We start from the raw sequence: 24,097 nt of genomic DNA on the forward strand, positions 1-24,097 counted from the left end.
ACATGCCGTCGGCGCTGAAAAAGAGGTGCAGGTGAATGTCCCCGCGTTTTTTGATTCCGCTGATTGCCGGCGTTGTTCTCTCAGGCCCGCTGCAGGCCGAAGACGGCACGCCGAAAGGTGTCGTCGAACTCTTCACGTCGCAGGGCTGTTCCTCCTGTCCTCCCGCTGATGCCGCGTTTCGCAAGCTGGTGAACCAGGGCGATGTCATCGCGCTCGCCTATCACGTCGATTACTGGAATTATCTCGGCTGGGCCGATACGCTGAGCTCCAAGGAAAATACCGAGCGGCAGTACGGCTATGCCAGGACGATGGGCCGCAGCAACGTCTATACGCCGCAGGCCATCGTCAACGGACGCGGCCATCTGGCCGGCGCCGATCTGAATGGCATCAACGGCAAGATCGACACCTTTAGCAGCGAAGGCAATGGGCTGACTATTCCCATCAGTGCCGCGATGCGCGGCGACGAGTTGGAGATCAAGATCGGCGCCGGACAGGGCAAAGCCAATGTCGTGATGGTCTATTTCGATAAGGAAAAGACGATCGATGTCGAAAAGGGCGAGAACAGCGGCAAAAAGATTTCTTATCTGCACAGCGTCACCAATGTCGAAACCGTCGGCATGTGGGACGGCAAGGCGACCAATCTGACGCTGCCGGCCAGCGTCCTGCAGCGACCGCAACTCGAGGGCTGCGCCATCCTGCTGCAATCGGCGACCGCAGACGGCGATCCGGCTGCGATCCTTGGCGCGACCGTAGTGATGGCTGGTAAAAATATCTGAGATTCCATCCGCTTTCGGATGAAGTGCCGGGGCGGCCCGGCCGAGCGTATTCGGGGCTGGGGTTAAGGTCGATACGCTCCGCCGGGCCTTTTGGCGCGCTGGCGCCAAACTGGAATTCATAAATCTCCTGCAAATGAGGCGCTGTTTTGACTGAAATGCGGCGCTGCGGAGAAAGCGTGGTGCCCGCCAGCGCCCTTGCGACAGAGACGCGCGGCGCTGCACTGCGGCGGAATGTGACGGCCGGCACTCTTGCAATTTGCGGCGGCTCGGGCAAACTGTCACCCTCCTGTCACAAGCGGAGGCCTCGGGAGACTGATGACAGATCAGCCGGATTTGCGACACGGCGAGAGCCGCTCCGTCGACAATAGTTCCTCAGTCGTCGTCGATCTCAGGGAATACAAACAAAGCAAAGACCTGCTTCCGGTGACCTTCCACCGGCGCGAACTGGACGCGATCCTCTGGATCTACGGCCGCATGGTCGGTGACGGTGAGTGGCGCGACTACGCCATCGATCACCTGAAGGACAGGGCGGTCTTTTCCGTTTTCAAGCGCTCCGGCGAAATGCCGCTCTTCCGCATCGAGAAAAACCCGAAGCTTGCCGCCAAGCAGGGCGCCTATTCCGTGATCAGCGTCAACGGCACCATCCTGAAGCGCGGTCACGAGCTGAACCAGGTGCTGAAGGTCTTCGACAAGACCCTGAAGCTCGTCGACAAATAAGCGATATCAGCTGTTAAACAGCGTGCCGGGATAGGTCGACGGGTCCGGATCGGTGATCATGCCTTCGCCGAGCGCGCGCTGCATGAACATCGTGTCCAGCCAGCGGCCATGCTTATAGCCGGTGCCCTTCATCAGACCGACCTCCTCAAAGCCGGCTGCGCGATGAAGCGCGATCGATGCGGGGCTGGCGCCGCCGATGACGGCGGCCATCTGACGAAAACCGAGTCCGGTGCAGCGGTCGATCAGGGCGGCGAGCAACGCCTTGCCGATGCCCCGACCGCGGACCTCAGGCGCGAGATAGATCGAATCCTCGACCAGCCAGCGATAGGCGGGACGCGTGCGAAACGCCGAGGCATAGGCGTAGCCGAGCAGGACACCGCCCGCATCGACGGCGGCGATATAGGGATATTGCTGGCTGACGATGGCCGCAAAACGTTGCGCCAGCTCGGCCTCGGACGGCGGCACGATCTCATAGCTTGCGACGCCGTTCAGGACCGATTCGCGATAGATTTCGGCAATGGCGGGAATATCGGCTTGCGTGGCATCGCGCAGGAGGAAGGACATTTTGGCGGTAGATCCATTGGGGAGGATATCTCTTCCTAAAACCATCCCGCGAAAGCCTGCGCAACAAAAAAGGCGGCCGAAGCCGCCTTTTCGATCTCAGTCTGCCCTGCTTATTTACGGTTGCCCATGAACTGCAGCAGGAACATGAAGAGGTTGATGAAGTCGAGATAGAGCGTCAGCGCGCCCATGATCGCCTTGCGGCCGGCGACGGCGACGTCATCGGCTTCCAGGTACAATTCCTTGATCCGTTGCGTATCATAGGCGGTGAGGCCTGCGAAGATCAGCACGCCGAGTACCGAGATCGCGAACTGCACGGCGGATGACGCCAGGAAGATGTTGACCAGCGAAGCGATGATCAGGCCGAACAGACCCATGATCAGGAACGAGCCCATCGCCGACAGGTTACGCTTCGTCGTGTAGCCGTAAAGCGACAGCGCGCCGAAAGAGGCGGCGGTGACGAAGAAGGTCTGCACGACGCTCTGGCCCGTATAGATCAGGAAGATCGACGAGAGCGACAGGCCGACGAGCGCGGCATAGACCGCAAAGGTCGTCTGGGCGGCGGCCACCGTCATCGTATTGATCCGGAAGCTCAGGAAGAACACCAGAGCCAGCGGCGCCAGAATGACCACCCACTTCAGCGGGCTCACATAGATCGCCTGACCGAAAGCGGTCAGTTCGCCATTGGCGAAGGCGAGTTGGAACGACAGATATGCGGCCACACCGGTGATCGCCAGGCCCAGCGCCATCAGGTTGTAGACCTTGAGCATATAAGCGCGCAGGCCTTGATCAATCATCTCGCCGGTCTGAACGCGGCTTTGATAGTTACGAAGATCAGCCATAGTTTCCTCTTACAAGCTCCGATGGAAATACGGTGTCGGGGTTTTCGACCCGGGCGCCGCTGCGGAGCTCCAGCATGCCTGCGAACAATATGAGGCTTTCGCCCATTGCAAACAAGAGGCTTGCAAAGCCTCGGCCGGTTAAATCGCCGTAAGGTGAAGGGTTTGAGTGCCGCTGACTGGTCAAAGCTCGCGCAAAACGGGGGCCGCCTTCTGCCCAAGGATGCGCCAGGTACCGATCAGGCCGATGCCGACGGTTAGGATGAGCGCAGTCACAAGCGTCAGTCCGGCCACGTCGGGCAGAAAGGTCGAGGGCAGCCGCATGATGCGGGCGACGATGAACCAGGCGGCAACCCCGCCGGCGATCAGCGCGAAGATCGCAGTTGCGAGGCCGAGGATCAGATATTCGTAGCTGAAGGCGCGGATCAGCGTGGCGCGCGTGGCGCCGAGCGTCTTCAGCACCACCGCGTCGTGGGTGCGCGCCCGGTTTCCGGCGGCAAGCGCGCCGGCAAGGACGAGGATCGAGGCGATGAGGGCGACGGAGGCTGCGGCGCGGATCGCGGTCGCCAGCTGTGCGACCAACTGGTTGACGATATCGATCGCGTCCTTGACGCGCACGCTGGTGATCGTCGGATAGGTGTTGGTGACCGATTTCAGGATCGCGGCATCTTCCGCCGGTGTCGAAGAGGGGTCGGTCAGGGTCGCCAGCCACGCATGCGGGGCGCCGCGGAAGGTATTCGGCGAGAAGACCATGACGAAATTGATCGACAGCGATTCCCACTCGACGCGGCGCAGACTGGCGATCTTCGCGGTGATGTTGCGGCCGAGTACATTGACGGTGACCGTATCGCCGATCTTGAGGCCGAGCTCATGCGCCTCTTCCGAGGAGAAGGAGACGAGCGGCTCGCCGCTGTAATCCTTGTCCCACCATTTGCCTTCGGTGAGGGCGGCGTTCTCCGGCAGGGTTTCGGCATAGGTGATGCCGCGGTCGCCGTTCAGCACCCAGCGGCCGGCTGCCGGCACGTTCATCTTGGTGACGTCCTCGCCGTTGAAGGCGATGATCCGGCCGCGCAGCATCGGCACCTCGACGAGCTTGCCCTGCGGCGCCTGCGCCTGGACGAGATCGCGGAAGGCATCGACCTCGGCGCTCTGGATATCGACGAAGAAGAAGTTCGGCGCACCCTCGTTCATCCGGCCGGTCAGCTGCCGGCGCAGGTTCCCGTCGATCAGCGTCAGGGTTACCAGCAATGCCAGGCCAAGGCCGAGCGAGAGGACGACCGAGGGCGTCAGTGCGCCGGGGCGGTGGATGTTGCCGATCGCCAGCCGCAGCGCCGGCGAGTTGACGCGCGGGCTGCGGCGCGCGAGCCAGGCGATCAGCGCCGCGACCAGGCGCAGGACGACGAAGGCGAAAACGATCGCGCCGACGAAGACGACGGCGATGAAGCGGTCATAGGCGGTGAGGATGGCAAGGCCGGCAAGGCCGGCCATGAACAGGGCGGCAAGCAGGATGTAGGGCCAGGAGGGCAGGCGGCGGGCCTCGAAGCCCTGCTCGCGGAAGAGGGCGGTCGCCGGCACTTCGCGGGCGTGGCCGAGCGGCAGGATGGCGAAGGCGAGCGTCGTCAGGATGCCGAAGAGCGTGGCGAGCAGCAGGGCGCCGGGATAAAGGGTCGGCGCAGTCGAGACCGGCAGGAATTGCGCCAGAAACTGGGCGGCGAAGATCGGCGACAGGGCGCCGATGACGAGGCCGATCAGGATGCCGCCGAGAGCGATGATGGCAATCTGGAAGAGATAGATCAGAACGACGACCTGCGCCGGCGCACCGAGACATTTGAAGGTGGCGATGGTGGTGCGCTTGGCATCGAGGAAGGCGCGCACCGCGTTGGCGACACCGACGCCGCCGACGATCAGTGCGGTGAGGCCGACCAGGGTCAGGAACTGCGAGAAGCGGGTGATATTTTCGGTGAGAGAGGGCGCGGCACGGTCGCTGGTGCGGATCGCCCAGCCGGCGGCGGGGAATTCCTTGGAGGCGCGCGCCTGGATGCCCGACATCGCGCCCTTGTCGTTCAGCCTGATCTTGTAGGCATGTTCGACCAGGCTTCCGGTCTGGATCAGTCCGGAGGCTTGGAGCGCCTGGCGGCTGACGAGCAGACGCGGCGCAAAGCCAAAACCTTCCGACAGTGCATCCGGCTCAGTCTTCACCGTGCCGGTGATGCTGAGCTTGACGTTGCCGAGCAGCAACTCGTCGCCGACGGCAAGCCCGAGCCGATCGAGAAGAAGGGGCGCTGCGACCGCGCCATAAGTGCCGCTTTGGCTGGAAAGCAGCGCTGCAAGCGGATAGTCCGGCTCGGCCACGAACTTGCCGTAGAGCGGGTAGGCTTCATCGACGGCCTTGACCTCGACCAGCGCCTGATCGGAACCGTCGGGCTTGCGGGCCATCGAGCGCAGGCCTGTCGACACTGAAAGGGTGCCGAGGCCTTCGAGGAAACCGATTTCCTGAGGCGTGGCTTCGCGGTTGTTGAGTTCGAAGCGGATGTCGCCAGCCAACAGTTCCTGCCCCTGCGAGGCGATCGTGTCGGTGATCGACTGTGAAACGGAATTGACGGCGGCGATGGCGCCTGTCCCGAGCGCGATGCAGGCAAGGAAGATGTAGAAGCCGCGGATGCCGCCGCGAAGCTCGCGCAATGCCAGGCGAAAAGCGAGCGAGACGCGTGGCGTGATGATCCTCATGCGATCGCCGCTTCGCTGCGGCGGGCGGCGCTATCGCCTTCGATCCGGCCGGAGCGGACGCGAATCTGGCGCGAGCATCGGTTTGCAAGCGAGACGTCGTGGGTGACGAGAAGCAGGGTCATGCCGCGTTCGGCCTGCTTGGAGAACAAGAGGTCGGCGATCTGGCGGCCGGTCTCGGTATCGAGATTGCCGGTCGGCTCGTCGGCGATCAGCAGGGCCGGCGACGGGGCAAGCGCCCTGGCGATCGCCACGCGCTGCTGTTCGCCGCCGGAAAGCTGGCCGGGATAGTGGTTCAGCCGTTCGCCGAGGCCGACCGATTTCAGCTCGCGATGGGCGATCTCGAAGGCGTTGCCGACATTGGCGAGTTCGAGCGGCACGGCGACGTTTTCCAGCGCCGTCATGTTGGCGATCAGGTGGAAGGACTGGAAGACGATGCCGATGTTGCGGCCGCGGAAATCGGCGACCTGGTCCTCGCTGAGGCTATGGAGCGGCGTATCGTTAATGTTGATCTCGCCGCTGTCCAGTTTCTCCAGCCCGGCAAGCACCATCAGCAGGGTGGATTTGCCGGAACCGGAAGGGCCGACGATGCCGACGGATTCGCCGGCCGCGATATCGAGATCGATGCCCTTCAGCACATGGACGGAGGCGGCCGCGCTGCCAAGGGTCAGATCGGCACCCTTCAACTCGATAATGGTTTTTGCCAACAGAAATCGCCCTATATAAGTCCGTAATCGAATGGCCGCATAACGGCACCTCGCCAATCTAGGGAAGCTGGGATGAGATTTAAAGTTGCCGCCCTTCAATTCACCGTCATCGCCGTCTCGCTGTTCCTTGCCACTGCCGCCGATGCCCGGACGATCAATCTCGTCGGTTTTGGGGACAGTTTGATGGCGGGCTATCAGCTGCCGCCCGGCGATGGCTTTCCGGAAAAGCTACAGGTGGCATTGAAGGCGAAGGGGCTCGACGTCACCATTGCCAATGCCGGGGTCTCCGGCGACACGACGACAGGGGGCCTTGCGCGCATCGACTGGTCGGTACCCGACGGCACCGATGGCGTCATTCTGGAACTTGGCGCCAATGATGCGCTGCGCGGCATCCCGCCGGAGGAGAGCGAGAAGAATCTCGATCAGATGATTGCCCGGCTAAAGGAGCGCGGGATTGCCGTGCTGCTCGCCGGTATCATTGCGCCGCCGAACATGGGGGCGGATTATGCTGCGCGGTTTAACCCGATCTATCAGAAACTCTCGGAAAAACATGGGCTTCCACTCTATGCCTTTTTTCTCGACGGCGTTGCGCTGGAGGCAGGGTTGAAGCTCGACGACGGCATGCATCCGAACGCGAGAGGTGTCGACGTTATGGTCGAAAAGATGGAGCCTGCTGTCACAAATTTCGTCGAAGCGATTTCATCTGTGAAGAATTAGGGGCTTGCGCGGTTGTTGATTGCATGATTCCGTGTGAGCACCTGCAAAAGATTCGGGGAGTGCTCGTGATGCCGAGACTGTTTACCGCCCTCGAAATTCCGCGCAATGCGGCGATGAGTCTTTCATTGCTGCGCGGTGGCCTCCCCGGAGCACGATGGATCGATGTGGAGAATTACCACATCACCCTGCGCTTCATCGGTGATGTCGACGGCCGCACGGCCGATGAAATCGTTGAACGCCTCGACCGGATAGACCGGCCGGAATTCCAGTTTCGGCTGGAAGGCATCGGGTCCTTCGGCTCGAAGAAACCGCATTCGGTCTGGGCCGGCGTCTCGCAATCGCCTGAAATGTATGCCCTGCAGGGGGAGATCGAGCGCATCTGCCAGCGTATCGGCCTGCCGCCGGATCCCCGCAAATTCATGCCGCATGTGACGCTGGCGCGGCTCAAATCCTCGCGGCTCGACGATGTCGTGCAATATCTTGCGGGACGCGGCAACTTCCACACCGCCACCTTCACCGCGCCGCGCTTCGTGCTGTTGTCGTCGCGCAGATCGGTCGGCGGCGGGCCTTATCTCACCGAAGAAGTGTTCCCGCTGCATGAGGCTCGCTCGGCGCCCAGCGTTTCGAGCAGCCTGCAGCAGCCGGTCAAGAGCCTGGTATAGACCAGCTCGAAGCCGTCTGGGCCGCCATAATAGGGATCGGGGATATCCTCTCCCGTTCGCAGCGCGATATCACCGAAAAGGTGGATATTCGCCCCATGCGGCGCGCTCTTTTCGAGCGTTGCCAGGTTGTCGCGGTCCATCGCGAGGATCAGATGGAAATCCCTGAAATCCCTCGACTGAATGCGGCGGGCGCGCTGTCCCGATATCTCGATGCCGTGGCTTTTCGCGGTGGCGATCGAACGCCGGTCCGGCGGCTCGCCTTCATGCCAGCCGCCAGTGCCGGCGGAATTGATTGTAAAATCGCGGGTTAAGTCAGCCTCGGCGACGAGATGGCCAAAAATTCCCTCCGCAAGCGGAGAACGGCATATATTGCCCATGCAAACGAAGAGGATGCTGATGCGTTTCATCGGTAACCTGTCTGAGAGATGAGAGGACCATGGCATGAAAATGGAAAGACTGGAACGGCCGGCGGCCGAGGCTGAACTGACCGAGCTTGCGGGCTGGGTGCTCAATGATGCGGGTTCTTCGATATCGAAGACGTTCAAGTTCGCAAATTTCGTCGAGGCTTTCGGCTTCATGACGCAGGCAGCACTCGCGGCCGAGAAGCTCAACCACCATCCCGAATGGTTCAACGTCTATTCCAGGGTGGATGTGACGCTGAATACGCATGATGCCGGCGGACTGACGGAGCTGGATTTCAAGCTCGCCAAAGCCATGGAGAAGGCTGCGGCGCGCCGTATTGTTTGAAAGCGGGGCCGATTGAAAGGGGTCGATTGAAAGACTGGGCGCCGTCACCATATGTTCGCATGGACAAAAGGGATGCAGGGATGGACGAGGTCAAATTCGGGGAAATCCTGTTGCCGGGCGACGAGGACACCCAGAGCCGGCGGGAGAAAACCGTCAGGCAGAAATTCTGGCCGACGTTTCGGCGGGCCGTGCGACAGATCCCCTTCTCGCGCGATGTCGTCGCCGGTTTCTATTGCGCGCTCGATCCGCAGACGCCGACGAAGGTGCGCGGCGTGCTGCTTGCGGCACTCGCCTATTTCGTCATGCCGATCGACATGATCCCGGATATTTTCGCCGTCATCGGCTTTTCCGACGACATCGCCGTGCTTTCGGCTGCCTTCGCCATGGTGCGCGGCCACATCCGGCCGCGCCACTACGAAGCGGCCGACCGCGTTCTTGCCGATCGGCCGGAAGAAGCGATGAAGACGATTTAAGCGATATCCTGTTCCAGCACCTTGCGGAGCTTGCCGAAGGCAAGCCGGATACGTGACTTCACCGTGCCGAGCGGCAGCCCGGTCGATTCGGCGATCTCCGAATGCGATTGACCGAGGAAGAAGGCGGCGCGCAGCATGTCGCGCTGTTCCTCCGGCAATTGACCGACGGCGGCGCGTATCTTGGCGTCGCGATCGTCATTGGCGATGATTTCTTCCGCGCCGATATCGGCCGGCGGCTGCAGGGCCGGATCGTTCTCGTCGAAGATGCGGGTATTGGCGCGGCGCTGCATGTCGATGCGGCGATTGCGGGCAATACGGAAAAGCCAGGTCGAGAGGGAAGATCGCGCGGCATCATAGAGGTCTGCCTTGTGCCAAAGCACGATCATGATCTCCTGGACCAGTTCCTCGGCCTCGCCTGATGTCATCTTCTGGCGCATCAGCCAGGCTTTCAGGCGGGGCGCGAAATAGTCGAACAGGACGGAAAAGGCCTGCTGGTCGCGATCGTCCGCGACGGCCTTGGCGAGGGCAGCGAAACGCTGTCTTTCCTCGGCATCCATATCCCCTCACCAGCCCCCTGCGGCAATAATTTCGTCCCGGATTTCCAAGTCTTAATGAGGTACAACGGATTTGCGAAACGTCAAACTCTTGCCTGAATCTTTGTGTCTTAAATTCAGCCGAACGGACCGCCAGTGCCATCGGGGCACGATGTCGCGGCCGATACCGTCAAAGGTGCGAAAATTGACACTCGAGCTGAAATGACACAGGCAGATACAAATCGCAGCTATTGTTGACCATTTGGTAACCTGAATTAAGTCAAAATAAAGCAGATCGTGATTATGCGGCGCCCGCTATGATCGCTTCGGGCCTTGAATCGCAAGAACCGGCAGGAATCCATGTTTGTAAAAAGTATCGTATCCGCTCTCGCACTCACCCTTGTTATGGCCGGAGTTGCGGAAGCGCAGCAGGCCGCGCCGAACCGCATCCAGCAGTTCCAGGCATGGGGCGCCTACTCCTACAAGTCGGGCAACAGCACCGTCTGCTACGTGCTGTCCGTTCCGACGGCAAAGCAGCCGGCAAGCGTCGACCACGGCGACAATTTCTTCATCGTCTCTCAGCGCCCGGGCCAGAACATCTCTTACGAGCCGCAGGCGATGATGGGCTACACGGTCAAGGAAAATTCGAAGATCAACGTCGTCATCGACAACAAGACCTTCGTGATGTTCACCAAGGACAAGGCCGGCTGGGTCGAGAATGCGGCCCAGGAGCCAGCCCTCGTCGCCGCGATGAAGACCGGTCACTCGATGACGGTCAATGCCGTTTCGCGCAAGGGCACCGGCACCTCCTACAGCTATTCGCTCTCGGGTATTTCGGCTGCGCTGAAGCAGATCGAAACCTGCAAGTAAGCGGTCCTCTAGGCCGAAGAGTTTCATGGGCCGGCCTTGCGCCGGCCCATGCCATTTCCATCTATGGTGACGCGCGGGCAAAATGATGCTAAAGCCGGCGCCAACAGCGGACAGATCGCGATTTCAGTCGCCGTTCCGCCATTCAACTTCTGCCGATGTGCTGTCATGCGCCCGCAGGTCTTCCGGCTTATCGCTGAAGTCCGCGGGGTTGCCAGGAGCAGCCACATGTTTGAATTCGGGATGAATGCCTATGTCCGTCATGGATGCGATCGTTGTCACCAAGCCGCAGGCGCGCACGTCCGCCAGCCTCGAGAAGCCGTCGTTGATCGGCATGTCGCGCGAGGAGATGGCGGCGGCACTCCGGGAAAAGGGTGTGGCCGAGAAGCAGATCAAGATGCGCGTCTCGCAGCTCTGGAACTGGATCTATGTGCGCGGGGTTTCCGATTTCGACCATATGACGAATGTCGCCAAGGACATGCGGGAGATGCTGAAGCAGCATTTCACCATCGAACGTCCCGAGATCGTCGAGGAGCAGGTTTCCAACGACGGCACGCGCAAATGGCTGCTGCGCTTTCCCGCCCGCGGCGCCGGGCGTCCCGTCGAGATCGAGGCCGTCTACATTCCGGAAGAGGGCCGCGGCACGCTCTGTCTTTCCAGCCAGGTCGGCTGCACGCTCACCTGTTCCTTCTGTCATACCGGGACGCAGCGTCTGGTGCGCAACCTGACGGCGGAAGAAATTCTTTCGCAGCTGCTGCTTGCCCGCGACCGGCTTGGGGATTTCCCGGACCGTGAAGCGCCGCAGGGTACGATCATGCCTGCCGAGGGCCGTAAAGTCAGCAACATCGTCATGATGGGCATGGGCGAACCGCTTTATAACTTCGATGCCGTCAAGCAGGCATTGCTGATCGCCACGGATGGTGACGGCCTGTCGCTGTCCAGGCGCCGCGTGACGCTGTCCACCTCCGGCGTCGTGCCGGAGATCTTCCGCACCGGCGAGGAAATCGGCGTCATGCTGGCGATTTCGCTGCATGCGGTGCGCGACGATCTGCGCGACATTCTGGTGCCGATCAACAAGAAGTACCCGCTGAAAGAGCTGATCGAAGCCTGCCGGACCTATCCTGGCCTTTCGAACGCGCGGCGTATCACCTTCGAATATGTGATGCTGAAGGATGTCAACGACAGCCTGGAAGACGCCAAAGGGTTGATCAAGCTGTTGAAAGGCGTGCCGGCGAAGATCAACCTCATTCCGTTCAATCCCTGGCCCGGCACCAATTATCAGTGTTCCGACTGGGAGCAGATCGAGAAGTTCGCCGACTTCATCAATTCGGCAGGCTATGCTTCGCCGATCCGCACGCCGCGCGGCCGCGACATTCTTGCAGCCTGCGGCCAGCTGAAATCGGAATCCGAACGCATGCGCAAGACCGAACGTCTGGCCTTCGAGGCGATGATGATCGCCAATCACGGCGCCGACGACTGATCAGCAAGTTTGATCCTCGCTACAATTCTCCGCGATTGATTTCAGGGGGCGCTTTTCCTAAAAGTGCCCCCAAAATCATTCAGGAGGATCCCCATGCGCCCGATTTTGCTCGCTCTTGCCGCCAGTTTGGCCGTTTCCCTGCCCGCAAAGGCCGATGACGTCACCGTCGCCGTGACGGCGATCGTCGAACATCCGGCGCTCGATGCGGCGCGCAAGGGCGTTCTCGATGCGCTGACGGCCGCCGGCTACAAGGAAGGCGAGAACCTGAAATTCGTGTTCGAGTCGGCGCAGGGCAACCCGGCGACGGCAGCCCAGATCGCCCGCCAGTTCGCCGGCGACGAGCCCAATGTCATCGTGCCGATTTCAACGCCCTCGGCCCAGGCCGTCGTTTCCTCGACACGTGACATTCCTGTCGTCTTCACGGCCGTGTCCGATCCGCTCGGCGCCCAGCTCGTCAAGAACATGGACAAGCCCGGCAGCAATGTCACCGGCCTCTCCGACATGTCGCCGGTCGCCGAGCACATAGCGCTGATCAAGGAAATCCTGCCTGATGTGAAAACCATCGGCTATCTCTACAATTCCGGCGAGGCGAATTCCGTTTCGCTGCTCGCCGTGCTGAAGGCTGAAGCCGAAAAGGCTGGCCTCAAGGTGGTCGAATCGGCCGCCACCAAATCGGCCGAGGTCCAGGGTGCGGCGCGTGCGCTCGTCGGCCGCGCCGATGTGATCTACATTCCGACCGACAACACGATCATCTCCGCGCTTGAAGGTGCTGTCGCCGTTGCCGAGGAGAGCAAGCTGCCGCTCTTTACCGCCGATACGGATTCGGTTTCGCGCGGCTCGATCGCCGCTCTCGGCTTCAACTATTATGATGTCGGCAAGCAGACCGGCGAGATCGTCGTGCGCGTGCTGAAGGGCGAGAACCCGGGCGACATCGCGGTCAAGACCGCCGCCGGCAGCGACCTCGTCGTCAACAAGGCGGCGGCCGCGAAGATGGGCGTCACGCTGCCGCAAAGCGTGCTTTCCCGCGCCAATAAGGTCATTGAATAATCGGCCGTTACTTCGACGTTTAGTTGGATACAGCCGCTCCCGTTTGCACGGGGGCGGCTCTTCGTATTAAAACGCTGCGGTTTCGCGACGGGCGGAACGGACATAAAAAGGGGCTGAAAGCCTTGAGCCAAATCGCATTCTGGGGGGCCGTCGAGCTCGGCCTGGTTTATTCTTTCGTCGCTCTCGGGGTCTATCTCGCCTTTCGAGTTCTGGATTTTCCCGACCTGACGGTCGATGGCTCCTTTCCGCTTGGCGCGGCGGTGACGGCCGTACTGATCATTGCCGGCGTCAATGCCTGGCTTGCGGCTCTGATCGCCATGGCGGCCGGTGCCGCTGCGGGCATGGTGACGGCGCTGCTCAACGTGCGCTTCAAGATCCTCAACCTGCTCGCCTCGATCCTGACGATGATCGCGCTGTTTTCCGTCAATCTGCGCGTGATGGGCAAACCCAATGTCGCCCTCATCAATGCCGACACGATGATCAGCCCGTTCTTCGGCCACGGCCTTCGCGATTTCTACGTGCGGCCGCTCTTCGTCGGTGTTCTGGTGGTCATCGCGCTCATCCTGGTCTGGCGTTTCCTGGAAAGCGATGCGGGGCTGGCAATGCGGGCGACCGGCGCCAATGCAAGGATGGCGCGGGCCCAGGGCGTCGACACCAGCCGGCAGATCTATCTCGGCATGGCGATCTCGAATGCGCTGGTGGCGCTCGGCGGCGCGCTGTTTGCCCAGACCAACGGCTTTGCCGACGTCACCTCGGGCGTCGGCACGATCGTCGTCGGTCTGGCTGCCGTCATCATCGGCGAGACGCTGCTTGGGCGCCGCGGTCTGCTGATCGCGTTGATCGGCTGCGTGCTCGGCTCGATCCTCTATCGCATCGCGATCCAGCTGGCGCTTTCGAGCGACGTCATCGGCCTTCAGGCGTCCGACCTGAATTTCGTCACGGCGATGCTGGTGACCTTTGCGCTCATTCTTCCCCGACTTCGTCGAGGTGCCGCATCGTGATCAGTGTCAAGGACATCAAGGTCGTTTTTGGACGCGGCACGCCGCTGCAGAAGCAGGCGCTGAACGGCGTCAGCCTGACCATAGAGCAAGGCTCTTTCGTCACCGTCATCGGCTCCAACGGCGCCGGCAAATCGACGCTGCTCGGCGTGCTCGCCGGTGACGTGCTGCCGAGCGAAGGGCAGGTGCTGATCGGCAAGAACGAGGTGACGCGCAGGTCGACGGCGGCCCGAGCCGGTCTGGTCGCGCGCGTATTCCAGGATCCATTGACGGGAAGCTGCGGCGCATTGTCGATCGAGGAAAATCTTGCGTTGGCTGCCCGTCGCGGCGAGAAGCGCGGGCTTGCACCGGCGCTCGGTGGTATCAGGCGCGACTATTTCCGCGAGCGGATTGCCGAACTCAATCTCGGCCTGGAAAACCGGCTGAAGGACCGCATGGACCTGTTGTCCGGTGGGCAGCGGCAAGCTGTTTCGCTTGTCATGGCGACGCTGGCGGGCTCGGAAGTGCTGCTGCTCGACGAACATACGGCGGCACTCGACCCGGGCATGGCGGAGTTCGTGATGAACCTCACGCAGAAGATCGTTACCGAGCGCAAGCTGACGACGATGATGGTGACACATTCCATGCGCCAGGCTCTGGATTACGGCCATCGTACGATCATGCTGCACGGCGGCGAAATTGTTCTCGACGTGGCAGGCGACAACAGAAAGAACCTGCAGGTTGAAGACCTGATCGCCATGTTCCGCAAGATGCGCGGCCAGACGCTGGATGACGACGCGTTGCTGATCGGCTAACGCCGACAGCGCGCTGATCGGCTGATGCCGACAGCGTGCTGATCGGTTAGACCGGCCGCGTGCTGATCGGCCGATCAACGTGCCTGGGTGAGCAGGATCTTCGCAGCGAAGACCGAGAAGACGCCGGCAAAGGTGTAGTCCATGCCGCGCAGCACTTTCTTATTGTTCTGAAGCCAGGAGGCCAGCCAGTCGGCGGCAAAGACGATGCTGGCGTTGATCGGCATGCCGATCAGGATGAAGCAGAAGCCGAGAAAGAGCAGCTTTTGGGTGACGGCTGGATCGCCGGCGCTGACGAATTGCGGCAGGAAGGTCATGAAGAAGATGATGACCTTGGGGTTCAGAAGATTGACCCAGAAGCCTGACGAAATGTTCGAAAGTGGCGTGCCCTTCTGCTCCTCGACCTTGGCGACGATGAGCTTCGAGCCGAAGCGGACCGCCTGCACCGCCAGCCAGAGCAGATAGGCGGCACCGCCGGTCTTCAGGATCAGGAAGGCGGTCGGCGAGGCGGTGATCAGCGCCGAAATGCCGAAAGCGACCAGCATGGTGTGGACGACGATGCCGAGGCTGGTGCCGACGACAACGAAGAGAGCCGCCTTTTTGCCCTGGGCGAGCGCGCGGCTGATCGACAGCGTCATGTCGGGGCCAGGGGTCGCCGCGAGCAGCAGCGTCGCGGCGGCAAAGGCGAGAAGGGTCGGCAGGCTGGGCAGAAAATCCATGACATACTCTGAAAGCCGGAAAGGATCTGGGGACCTCTTAACCAGCTTTCAGAAAATTACCAATCAAACCTTGTGATGGGGCCTATTACTTCTGTTCGAGGAACGCCTTGAACTTGTCGGCGTAGTCCTTGTGCCAGCGTGACAGCGGCGGGCGGTTCTCAATGATATCGCCGGCCGCCCAGGCCATCCGGCGCTCGTCGACCGGACGCGCCACATCATTGTCGGGGCAGAGAATATAGAAATCGCCGTGTTCGAGGCTTTCGACCATGAAATCGATGGTCTGCTCCGGCGTCCAGGCAGCGGCCGGTTTTTCCGCGCGGTCGCCCTTGGTGAGGCCGGTGAAGACGAAGCCGGGGATCAGAAGATGGGCGGAAATCTTTCCGCCTTCGGTGTTGCGAAGCTCATGCTGCAGCGCTTCGGTGAAGACTTTCACACCAGCCTTGGAGATGTTGTAGGCGGGGTTGCCGGGTGGCGTGGTGATGCCCTGCTTGGAGCCGGTGTTGATGATCAGGCCCGGCTCGCCGTGCGACAGCATCTTCGGGCCGAAGGTGCGCGTGCCGTTGATCACGCCCATCAGGTTGACGGCGAAGATATTGTCCCAGTTCGCCTGTGGGCTGAAGATCGAGGTTTCCGGGCCGATGCCGGCATTGTTCATCAACACGTGCACACGGCCGAAGCGCTGGAGCACGGCGCGCTCGAGAGCTTCCAGCAGATCTCTGCTGGCGACGTCGGTTTCGACCGCCATCACATTTTCCTCGCCGGCAATGGCCTTGAGTTCATTTGCGGCGTCGGCCAGCCGATCGCCGCCAAGATCGGCGATGGCGACGCTCATGCCACGTCCGGCGAAATATTTCGCCGCGGCAAGACCGATGCCGGAGGCGCCGCCGGTGATGACGGCAACATTGGATTTTCTGAAAATGTCTTGAATATTCGTCACGGGGCAACCTCTCCTCGAGCATTTGCGGACGCTGGCGAATATGGGCTCCGCTTTCGCCCTGTCAAACGCTATCGGCACCATCAGCGTCGCAGTTGCCCTTGCGTCACGCGCCAATCTCGCTAAAAGTGCCGCGACACCGGGTTTTGCCGGGCCTTTTATGCAACGGACCTCATCATCATGGCATCGTACAAAGACGTGAAGAAAGTCGTTCTCGCCTATTCCGGCGGCCTCGACACCTCGATCATCCTGAAGTGGCTGCAGACGGAGCTCGGCGCCGAAGTCGTCACCTTCACCGCCGATCTCGGCCAGGGCGAAGAGCTGGAGCCGGCGCGCAAGAAGGCCGAGATGCTCGGCATCAAGGAGATCTACATCGAGGATGTGCGCGAGGAATTCGTGCGCGATTTCGTCTTCCCGATGTTCCGCGCCAATGCGGTCTATGAGGGCGTCTACCTGCTTGGCACCTCGATCGCCCGTCCGTTGATTTCCAAGCATCTGATCGATATCGCCAAGAAGACCGGCGCCGATGCGATCGCCCACGGCGCGACCGGCAAGGGCAACGACCAGGTCCGTTTCGAACTCTCCGCCTATGCCCTGAACCCCGATATCAAGATCATCGCGCCGTGGCGCGACTGGTCGTTCAAGAGCCGCACCGATCTGCTGGCCTTTGCCGAGCAGCATCAGATCCCGGTTGCCAAGGACAAGATGGGCGAGGCGCCGTTCTCCGTCGACGCCAACCTTCTGCATTCCTCTTCCGAGGGCAAGGTTCTCGAGGACCCCTCCAAGGAGGCGCCTGAATATGTGCATATGCGCACCATTTCGCCGGAGGCGGCACCCGACAAGGCGACGACCATCAAGGTCGGCTTCGAGAGGGGGGACGCGGTTTCGATCAATGGCGTGCGCATGAGCCCGGCGACGCTGCTGGCTGCGCTCAACAATTACGGCCGTGACAACGGCATCGGCCGTCTCGACCTCGTCGAGAACCGCTTTGTCGGCATGAAGTCGCGCGGCGTCTATGAGACACCAGGCGGCACCATCCTGCTTACGGCGCACCGCGCCATCGAATCGATCACGCTCGACCGGGGTGCTGCCCATCTCAAGGACGACATCATGCCGCGTTACGCCGACCTGATCTATTACGGCTTCTGGTTCTCGCCGGAGCGCGAGATGCTGCAGGCGCTGATCGACAAGAGCCAGGAGCATGTCGAAGGCGAAGTGACGCTGAAGCTCTACAAGGGCAATGTCATGGTCATCGGCCGCGAAAGCGAAAAGTCGCTCTATTCCGACAAGCTCGTCACCTTCGAGGACGATCAGGGCGCCTACGACCAGAAGGATGCGGCCGGCTTCATCAAGCTCAATGCGTTGCGCCTGCGCACGCTCGCCAAGCGCAACCTCGTGAAGTAATCACGGTTCGCCTTCGAACCGGATACGGGCCCGCCGGCATTGCCGCGCGGGCTTTTTCGTGGAGTGAGGTAGCAAACGCCACCAAGTTCATAGAGCGTTCTGGATGGCCGGATTGCATGACAAACGGACATCGGCTCGGCTTGGATAGACGACCGCTACGGGGCCGGTAGCGGAGAGGCCACTTCTGGCGAGGAGCGCAGCAAAGCAGACTCCGTAGACATTACTCCCACGTGCAATTCGGAATCTCATCCGGCGCGCCACCACGCCTATACGCTTCGGTGCTCTTTAGCCGCAGTTCCTCGTCCTTGATTCGGCAGGAGCGGCGAGTTTAAGGCTTCCTTGGTTGTCATGTCGCCGGGGCCAGCTTCGCGTCAAGTGTGGTTGGCTCTGACGCCAAAAGCGGGCTCTCATCGCCTAGCGGAGCAGAAGTCGAACTCATAGATCTTTGACGTCTCGGGCCCGACCGATTGGCTAATCAGCGCAGGCCCCATCCAGTTACAAGGCAATCTGCGATGATGCCAAGCGACGTTCCTCGCTGTTCTGCGAGGAACGCGTGGCTCAAGATGGCAATGACAAGATTGGGCGATCGGCTTCGTTAGATATGACAAGTCGTGCCGCCAAGGCTCGTATCTCCGTCGCCACGACTGGACCAAATTGGTTGTCACTGCGCCTGCTTTCGCGCAAATCCGCTAAGGCTGTCTGCATGTTCTGCCAGCGCAAGCGTCTGCCGCCCATACCTGTCCCGGCGGAACGCAGCCCTTTTCCATCCACCAACTCAATCAGCTTGTCTTGTGCTTCGAGCGAAAGCTTCAGGGCTGCGTTGGAGTAGACAAACTGGAGTCCGGTCGATTTGCCCAAATCGTCGTACTCCTTATCGGGTTCTATCTCCGGCAGGCATTCCGGAACCAGTTGGTCGATCCCCTCCGGCAGAACCTCAACTTCCTTCCAGAAGTCAGCACCGATTGTCTCGCTAACCTCTTCGATCCATGGGCTGGCCTTATCGTGGAACGAAAGCACAAGCTCTCGTTTGGCGCGGGTCATCGCGACATACAGCTTACAAGAGGCTCGATAGGCCTCCTCCTCGGGAGCATCGTGAGGAGGAAGCACGCCGTCGCGGCAGTTCAGAATTATGAGAACATCAAACTCATATCCCTTTGTCTGCTCCAAGTCGCAGAATACTAGCGGATCGCTGCTGGGATCGTAGGCACCGTCTAATGCTGTCGCACCACATCTGGCGGCGAACGCCTTGACATCCCTCGCAGAAAAGCCAGCGAAAGCGATACAGACAGTTCGCGCTCCCCCCAGAAGGGAGGTTTGCGCGTAGGCGCGCGCATATGCGATCTCCTCCTCTAGTGTCTCAGCCGCAAGGGCCATTGGTACATGCCCGCTGAAATTCGCGAACTTGGGATCTAGGATTTCGAGATCCTCGCTATCGAGCATGTCCTCGCTGAGGTTCTTGCTCAAGACCTCGTACGCCGCTTTCAATATCTCGCGACTGTTCCGATAATTTTTCTGGATTCGCTCGCGACTAACTGCAGTGATCCCAGCCTCCACCAGGTTGCGATGTTTCGGGAGAATGGTTTGCGCGATGTCGCCACACAGGAAGATGTCATTTGGTGCGACAGGAACCAACTGCCGGACGACGCTCAGCTCGGTGGTTCCGAAGTCCTGGGCCTCGTCTACGAGAATATGGGTATAGCGTGCCTTAATTGATGGCAGATGCTTCGAAAGGGCAGCCGTGAGCCCTAGGTAGTCGACGACACCGATATCGCGCATCTTCCTTTCCCAACCAGCTAACCCTTGAAGTATATCGGCCCTTCGTTCTGACAAAATCCCGAACTTTCGGCCCTTTCGCTCCATGTCGAGGTAGGTCTTGCGAGCGTCCAGAGCGACGGCGCTGCGGATCCAATCGAACTCCTCGCGGACGTAAGTCTCGCTGTTGACTCCTCGCGCGGTCAGCGACTTATGGAGCGGTAGCAGGACCTTCGCGGTCGAATTGTTTAGCCACTGTCGATAGTATTCACGGAATATCAGATCGACGTGTTCATCATGCTTCCAAGTGACATCAGAATACAGAAGATCATTACTTGGCTCGAACTCATGCAGTAGACGCTGCGCCAACTCAAAGAACGACGTCACCTCGATACGGCCACGGACGTCTTCGTTGATGCACGAGGATTCTACCAACTGCGTCAAAAGACCGGCCAAGCTGCGGTTCAAGGTCAGCAACAGAACGCGAGAGCCTTCGCCTTCGGCCAGTCGTAGCGCTCGACGGACGGCCACGCAGGTCTTTCCCGCTCCGGAAACGCCGGACAACTGGGAAACACCCGGATAGTTGGCCTGAACAACCTTCTCCTGTTCTGGGTGAAGATACAGAAACCATTCTTGCCAGGACGAACGCTTCTCGAAGGACGTTAGCCAGTCTTCGTATTCCTTCGACCCGAGACGAAGGCGTCGGATATCCTCCCCGTCTTTGACTTCAAGAAGTTCGCTTTCATCAACTTTTTCCAGCGAACTGATCCGACCAAGGCTCAGATCGACCTGATCTTGAGCACCATCGTAATTTCCCGCGAGCAACAGGTTGAATACGCTATAGACGAATTGCCGAGTGGGCTCGGGGACATCGGATAGGATCGCTTCAAGCTCTTTAGTAGAAGAACGGGCGTCCAACGCTTCAAGCCGACGAGCCACGCTACGGGTAACGTCTCGAAGGGCGTGATCCATGGCTTCTTGATCCAGCCGATCCGCGAGAGGCTTGTCGTGGTGATCCGCCCGATGCCAACCCCGGTGCGATATCTCCTCGCCTGCTCCGGGAACCACTACAGCCCGCGCGTCACGAACCGCAAACTGAAGCCCCTTTTGGCCGTCAAGCCATTTGTCAACATCCTCGTGATCTCCGACGAACAGGAAGACGCATGCCTTCTCGTGCTGCTGGGTTACCAATCGCCATCCGTCACCAAGATCATATTTGACGGCGTTCGAAATCCGAGTTTCACCGTGATTGGTGGGAGAAATACTAGCGAATGGATCAAGATCCCGCAGACTTCCGAGGACGATTCGTACCTTGTCTGCCTTCTTTCGATTTTGTCCGCCGTCGCGGATCGCCTTGGATAGGGAACGGTCGAAAGTTTTCGTTGTGTAGTAACTGATGGCCTGCGTCGCGGTCGCAACTAACTTCTGCGGTTTGTAATCCAAGTGACTGCCCCTGCATGCTCTGCTTGCTTCGCCCAGATCACTATATTTAGGCGCGAAGCAAAAGTGCAAGTTTGGGTTTCGAATATCTTAACGACCTGTGGATAGTGCCCTCCTTCCAGAATCTTCCGCTGCAACGTCTTGATCACACCTACTGTTCCCCCTCGATCCTGCTCGGAACATTTATCCATGAAGCCATGTACCATGATCGATCATCGAACTCTTCGAGGGCAAAAGGCGCTACTTGATTCCGCTCTACCAGCGACAGTACGCCTAGAAAACGAAGCCACAGCTTGAAGTGCTCTGGAGGATATCGAGCGCGCAACACTATCGTTGACGAGCTTTATGAGAAGCATTGGTCGCGATGGGTCCAAATCAGTCGACGAAGTCCTCAGGCTCTTCAAGCTCATTGTCGATGGTAGGCGGTTACCAGTTCCGCAACCGCCATCTGCATGATATCGTGACGCAAATGAACGGGGAATTCTGTGAGCGACCTTGAGCTGCGCTTTAAAATTGATGCGTACAGCCCCCAAACGATCCCTATGGATCGTTTGGGGGAGTACCTCGTCGCGCTCGCGGCCGTGCTCGGCGAGCGAACCGAGGTCCACTTCGAAAAGCTGGAACCCGGCAGCACATGCATCGTGCACCGTATAGAGGAAGAAGCCGCCCCGCAGGTTGAAGAGCGGATTGCTCGCGTCGCCCGGGGTGACGCGGAAGTCGTTCACTTGAATGCCTTTAAGGTAGTTAACGAACTACTGAAGGCGGATGATGCAACGGGTGAGCTAAGCTTTCAGCACGACGGGGCGCAACTATTGAAGTTCCCAGGCAAGTACATGCCTGCCCCGCCGAAGCCGGAGGTTGTAACCCAAGCCGGTACGATCGACGGGGTGGTCATCAAACTCGGTGGCAAGGACAAGACGGTACCCGTGACCATCCAGGATGGCGAGAAGAGCTATCGGTGCACCACAACACGTGAAGTGGCGCGCACTCTCGGGCAGCACATTTTCGGTGGTGAGCTCCGCTTCATCGGCACCGGTGAATGGCACCGCCCCGAAAGCGGCGGCTGGACGCTCGCCCACTTCATAATCTCCGATTTCATCAAGTTGGACGACACTCCCCTGGCGGAGTTGGTTGAGGCCCTCAGGCGGTCTCCTGGCACGTGGGGTGAAGGTGGCGATGCTTGGGAAGAAATCCGTGAGTTGCGCGGTGAGGGAGATGATGCAAACTGATGGTAGTTTTCGACACCAACATGCTGCTCATGCTCGTGCGACCGGATGTCATGGTCGCTAAGGATGCGCAGGGTAATCAGATCAGTCACGCCAAGGATCGGGTGGACGGGCTGGTGCAGCAGCTCGGCAAGGACAAGATCAAGATCGTCATTCCCACGCCGGTCTTGAGCGAGGTGCTCGTCAGGTCGGCCCCGGGCGATCGCAGCGCTATGGTAGAGCATTTCCGGCGATCGGCGGCGTTCAGGATCGAACCCTTCGACGAACGCGCCGCCGTTGAGCTGGCGGATATGGAAAAACGAGCGATTGACGGCGGTGACAAGCGCGGCGGTGTCCAGGGACCTTGGGCAAAGGTCAAGTTCGATCGGCAGATTGTGGCGATCGCACACGTGGCCGGTGTCAAAGTGATCTACACCGACGACGGCAACCTCGCGAAATTCGCCTCTGCCAGAGGTCTAAGGACGGTAGGTATCAGCAGCTTACCGATCCCGATGGCGGCCGCGCAGATACCGCTGCCGTACGATGCCCCACGCAGGAAGATCAATTTAAGCGACGACGACGATCAGCCAGAAGCCTGAGATCGTGTCTCAATGATCGCCGTTATAGTCTTGAGTCTCTCCTGCGTAAGGAATCAGCAAGGCTGCAGGGAACGAGATCGCGGTTGTGGGTCACGGGGCGAGGTCGTCGATGTCACCGGAAAGCACATTAGATTAATAAACTCAAGGGAAAAGACGCGCCGGAATACGCGCTACCATCAGATATGCATGTCAGCGAAGACTACCGTGTTTTTCCATTGGAGCTCGAGGATAACCCGCTCGTCGTCTTCCACGGAACCGCATTGGCGAATTTCGATGCGATCGTTGCCGTGGGATTTAAGCGGGGTATAGATGCTGGGGCAACGCTTGAGAGCATATCGTACGCGAAAGGAAGCTCCTCCGCGTTGACACACTGGATCGGACGCCGGATGGTCGGGCAAGACGGCATCATTCTCGCCCTCCTGTTCGAGAGCTTCCAAGGCCTCCACGAGGAGGTGCAAATCGTCTACGATTACAAAACGGTACCCACGCAACCTGAGATTATAGGGTACGTTGTGGTGCCCGCAACTTACGTCCACCAATAGCCAGCCGTCATAAAAGTATGACGTCGCCAAGTGTCCGCCTCGGGCCGAAAGCCCGCCTCCGGTACGTTTGCTACCTGATCCCACTCTTCGTGCCAATGCACCACCCTTGACGGACGGCAGCGATCGCTTAGTCTGCCGTCATCATCCTCCGGAGCATTTCCATGACGCAGTCTTTGCTCTTCGGCGCCTTTCTGGCGGCGCTGTTCTACGTGCTCATTCCAGGCCCCGCCTTCCTGCAGTTGCTCGGCATCGGGGCCGGGCAGGGGCGCAAGGCCGGCGCCTTCTTCATGATGGGGCATCTGGTCGGGGATCTCATCTGGTCGTCGCTGGCGCTGATCGCGATCGTCGGCGCAAAGACGATCGGAACCTTCGTCTTCGACCTGCTCGGCCTTGCCTGCGGCTTCTACCTCGCTTGGATCGGCTGGAGCGCCGTCAATGCCAAGCCGAAAACGGAGGGGCAGGCGCTTGTTGTGGTCGAGCGGCCGTTTCGCCGCGGTCTGATATTCGGCGTCACCAATCCGAAGGGTTATCCGGTGGCGCTCGCCACCTTCACCGCGCTCGTTGCCGGCTCGGCCGGCGCGCTCGATTTCGAGGCGCTGCCGGTGCTGCTCGGCGTGTCCTTCGTCGGTTTCGTGACGGCCGACATCATCCTGATCGGCATCATCGGCGCCGGTACGGTGCGGCGCTTCTATCGCGCCCATGAGCGGCTGATCGTGCGCTGCTCGGGCGTGCTCTTCATGGGATTTGCCGCCCAGGCGCTCTGGCACGCAACGCCCGGCCTGCTCGGCTGGCGCAAGGCTTGACCTAAAGCGCGTCGCGATCTTTCAGCTTCGCTCCTCACATCATACTTTTCGGCGTCATGC

24 protein-coding genes are annotated in these 24,097 nt (G+C 60.2%); 15 read left to right on the top strand and 9 right to left on the bottom strand.

The window, feature by feature from the left end; translation table 11 throughout:
- Positions 1–35: 35 nt before the first annotated feature.
- Together ACS4RR_RS03590 and ACS4RR_RS03595 are read left to right on the top strand one after the other, a co-directional pair.
- A complete protein-coding gene (locus ACS4RR_RS03590; RefSeq protein ID WP_260109642.1) occupies positions 36–776 on the top strand; it encodes a DUF1223 domain-containing protein in 741 nt (246 codons plus the stop codon).
- A 315-nt stretch (positions 777–1,091) separates the two neighbouring features.
- Positions 1,092–1,493: a DUF2794 domain-containing protein gene (locus tag ACS4RR_RS03595; RefSeq protein WP_164577648.1), complete on the top strand. Its 402-nt coding sequence runs from the start codon at positions 1,092–1,094 to the stop codon at positions 1,491–1,493.
- A 6-nt stretch (positions 1,494–1,499) separates the two neighbouring features.
- Here ACS4RR_RS03595 and ACS4RR_RS03600 read toward each other — a convergent pair whose 3' ends face one another.
- The 4 genes from ACS4RR_RS03600 to ACS4RR_RS03615 all read right to left on the bottom strand — a co-directional run bounded on the left by ACS4RR_RS03600 (position 1,500) and on the right by ACS4RR_RS03615 (position 6,324).
- Positions 1,500–2,057: a GNAT family N-acetyltransferase gene (locus ACS4RR_RS03600; protein ID WP_260109641.1), complete on the bottom strand. Its 558-nt coding sequence runs from the start codon at positions 2,055–2,057 to the stop codon at positions 1,500–1,502.
- Positions 2,058–2,167: 110 nt separating this feature from the next.
- Positions 2,168–2,896, bottom strand: coding sequence for a Bax inhibitor-1/YccA family protein (locus ACS4RR_RS03605; RefSeq protein ID WP_017966197.1), 729 nt, complete (start codon positions 2,894–2,896; stop codon positions 2,168–2,170).
- Positions 2,897–3,076: 180 nt separating this feature from the next.
- A complete protein-coding gene (locus ACS4RR_RS03610; protein WP_260109640.1) occupies positions 3,077–5,620 on the bottom strand; it encodes an ABC transporter permease in 2,544 nt (847 codons plus the stop codon).
- A complete protein-coding gene (locus tag ACS4RR_RS03615; RefSeq protein WP_017966199.1) occupies positions 5,617–6,324 on the bottom strand; it encodes an ABC transporter ATP-binding protein in 708 nt (235 codons plus the stop codon). Before ACS4RR_RS03615 ends, ACS4RR_RS03610 begins: the two co-directional genes overlap by 4 nt.
- Positions 6,325–6,396: 72 nt before the next feature.
- Between ACS4RR_RS03615 and ACS4RR_RS03620 the strand changes: the two genes are divergently transcribed.
- Positions 6,397–7,041, top strand: a complete 645-nt coding sequence (locus ACS4RR_RS03620) for an arylesterase (protein ID WP_222334701.1) — start codon at positions 6,397–6,399, stop codon at positions 7,039–7,041.
- A gap of 68 nt (positions 7,042–7,109) precedes the next feature.
- Positions 7,110–7,703: an RNA 2',3'-cyclic phosphodiesterase gene (gene thpR / locus ACS4RR_RS03625; RefSeq protein ID WP_456189704.1), complete on the top strand. Its 594-nt coding sequence runs from the start codon at positions 7,110–7,112 to the stop codon at positions 7,701–7,703.
- On the opposite strand, the gene ACS4RR_RS03630 is transcribed toward thpR, so the two are convergent.
- Positions 7,610–8,110 carry a low molecular weight protein-tyrosine-phosphatase gene (locus ACS4RR_RS03630; RefSeq protein WP_456189705.1) on the bottom strand — a complete coding sequence of 167 codons (501 nt, stop codon included), beginning with the start codon at positions 8,108–8,110 and terminating at the stop codon, positions 7,610–7,612. The two genes, thpR and ACS4RR_RS03630, sit on opposite strands and share 94 nt — an antisense overlap.
- A gap of 34 nt (positions 8,111–8,144) precedes the next feature.
- Between ACS4RR_RS03630 and ACS4RR_RS03635 the strand changes: the two genes are divergently transcribed.
- Positions 8,145–8,450: a 4a-hydroxytetrahydrobiopterin dehydratase gene (locus ACS4RR_RS03635; RefSeq protein WP_456189706.1), complete on the top strand. Its 306-nt coding sequence runs from the start codon at positions 8,145–8,147 to the stop codon at positions 8,448–8,450.
- An 80-nt stretch (positions 8,451–8,530) separates the two neighbouring features.
- A complete protein-coding gene (locus ACS4RR_RS03640; RefSeq protein ID WP_456189707.1) occupies positions 8,531–8,923 on the top strand; it encodes a YkvA family protein in 393 nt (130 codons plus the stop codon).
- Here the strand turns inward: ACS4RR_RS03640 and ACS4RR_RS03645 are convergent.
- Entirely contained in the window at positions 8,920–9,480 is a 561-nt protein-coding gene (locus ACS4RR_RS03645) for a sigma-70 family RNA polymerase sigma factor (RefSeq protein ID WP_456189708.1), read from the bottom strand. The two genes, ACS4RR_RS03640 and ACS4RR_RS03645, sit on opposite strands and share 4 nt — an antisense overlap.
- 336 nt (positions 9,481–9,816) lie before the next feature.
- On the opposite strand from ACS4RR_RS03645, the gene ACS4RR_RS03650 reads away from it, so the two are divergent.
- The 5 genes from ACS4RR_RS03650 (at position 9,817) to ACS4RR_RS03670 (ending at position 14,642) form a co-directional block, all read left to right on the top strand.
- Positions 9,817–10,326 carry an invasion associated locus B family protein gene (locus tag ACS4RR_RS03650; protein WP_017966206.1) on the top strand — a complete coding sequence of 170 codons (510 nt, stop codon included), beginning with the start codon at positions 9,817–9,819 and terminating at the stop codon, positions 10,324–10,326.
- Between the two features lie 250 nt (positions 10,327–10,576).
- Positions 10,577–11,803, top strand: coding sequence for a dual-specificity RNA methyltransferase RlmN (rlmN, locus tag ACS4RR_RS03655; RefSeq protein ID WP_017966207.1), 1,227 nt, complete (start codon positions 10,577–10,579; stop codon positions 11,801–11,803).
- Between the two features lie 93 nt (positions 11,804–11,896).
- Positions 11,897–12,850, top strand: coding sequence for an ABC transporter substrate-binding protein (locus tag ACS4RR_RS03660; RefSeq protein ID WP_456189709.1), 954 nt, complete (start codon positions 11,897–11,899; stop codon positions 12,848–12,850).
- A gap of 122 nt (positions 12,851–12,972) precedes the next feature.
- On the top strand, positions 12,973–13,851 hold the full coding sequence (locus ACS4RR_RS03665) for an ABC transporter permease (RefSeq protein WP_017966209.1): 879 nt from the start codon (positions 12,973–12,975) through the stop codon (positions 13,849–13,851).
- Positions 13,848–14,642, top strand: a complete 795-nt coding sequence (locus tag ACS4RR_RS03670) for an ABC transporter ATP-binding protein (RefSeq protein ID WP_162116886.1) — start codon at positions 13,848–13,850, stop codon at positions 14,640–14,642. The genes ACS4RR_RS03665 and ACS4RR_RS03670 overlap by 4 nt, the downstream gene beginning before the upstream one ends.
- A gap of 74 nt (positions 14,643–14,716) precedes the next feature.
- On the opposite strand, the gene ACS4RR_RS03675 is transcribed toward ACS4RR_RS03670, so the two are convergent.
- Both ACS4RR_RS03675 and ACS4RR_RS03680 read right to left on the bottom strand, forming a co-directional pair.
- A complete protein-coding gene (locus tag ACS4RR_RS03675) occupies positions 14,717–15,358 on the bottom strand; it encodes a LysE family translocator (protein WP_170257147.1) in 642 nt (213 codons plus the stop codon).
- 85 nt (positions 15,359–15,443) lie between these two features.
- Complete coding sequence (locus ACS4RR_RS03680) at positions 15,444–16,295, bottom strand: SDR family NAD(P)-dependent oxidoreductase (protein ID WP_456189710.1); 852 nt, start codon at positions 16,293–16,295, stop codon at positions 15,444–15,446.
- A gap of 177 nt (positions 16,296–16,472) precedes the next feature.
- On the opposite strand from ACS4RR_RS03680, the gene ACS4RR_RS03685 reads away from it, so the two are divergent.
- On the top strand, positions 16,473–17,696 hold the full coding sequence (locus ACS4RR_RS03685; protein WP_456189711.1) for an argininosuccinate synthase: 1,224 nt from the start codon (positions 16,473–16,475) through the stop codon (positions 17,694–17,696).
- A gap of 558 nt (positions 17,697–18,254) precedes the next feature.
- Here the strand turns inward: ACS4RR_RS03685 and ACS4RR_RS03690 are convergent.
- Positions 18,255–20,891: a UvrD-helicase domain-containing protein gene (locus tag ACS4RR_RS03690; protein ID WP_456189712.1), complete on the bottom strand. Its 2,637-nt coding sequence runs from the start codon at positions 20,889–20,891 to the stop codon at positions 18,255–18,257.
- A gap of 482 nt (positions 20,892–21,373) precedes the next feature.
- Here ACS4RR_RS03690 and ACS4RR_RS03695 point away from each other — a divergent pair, with 482 nt between their 5' ends.
- The 3 genes from ACS4RR_RS03695 to ACS4RR_RS03705 all read left to right on the top strand — a co-directional run bounded on the left by ACS4RR_RS03695 (position 21,374) and on the right by ACS4RR_RS03705 (position 24,037).
- Positions 21,374–22,117, top strand: coding sequence for a hypothetical protein (locus ACS4RR_RS03695; RefSeq protein ID WP_456189713.1), 744 nt, complete (start codon positions 21,374–21,376; stop codon positions 22,115–22,117).
- Positions 22,117–22,692 carry a PIN domain-containing protein gene (locus ACS4RR_RS03700; RefSeq protein WP_168283346.1) on the top strand — a complete coding sequence of 192 codons (576 nt, stop codon included), beginning with the start codon at positions 22,117–22,119 and terminating at the stop codon, positions 22,690–22,692. Before ACS4RR_RS03695 ends, ACS4RR_RS03700 begins: the two co-directional genes overlap by 1 nt.
- 703 nt (positions 22,693–23,395) lie before the next feature.
- Positions 23,396–24,037 carry a LysE family translocator gene (locus ACS4RR_RS03705; protein WP_456189714.1) on the top strand — a complete coding sequence of 214 codons (642 nt, stop codon included), beginning with the start codon at positions 23,396–23,398 and terminating at the stop codon, positions 24,035–24,037.
- Positions 24,038–24,097: the final 60 nt, after the last annotated feature.

The organism is Rhizobium zaerense (genome assembly GCF_051810725.1).
GTDB classification, from domain to species: Bacteria; Pseudomonadota; Alphaproteobacteria; order Rhizobiales; family Rhizobiaceae; genus Rhizobium; species Rhizobium leguminosarum_I.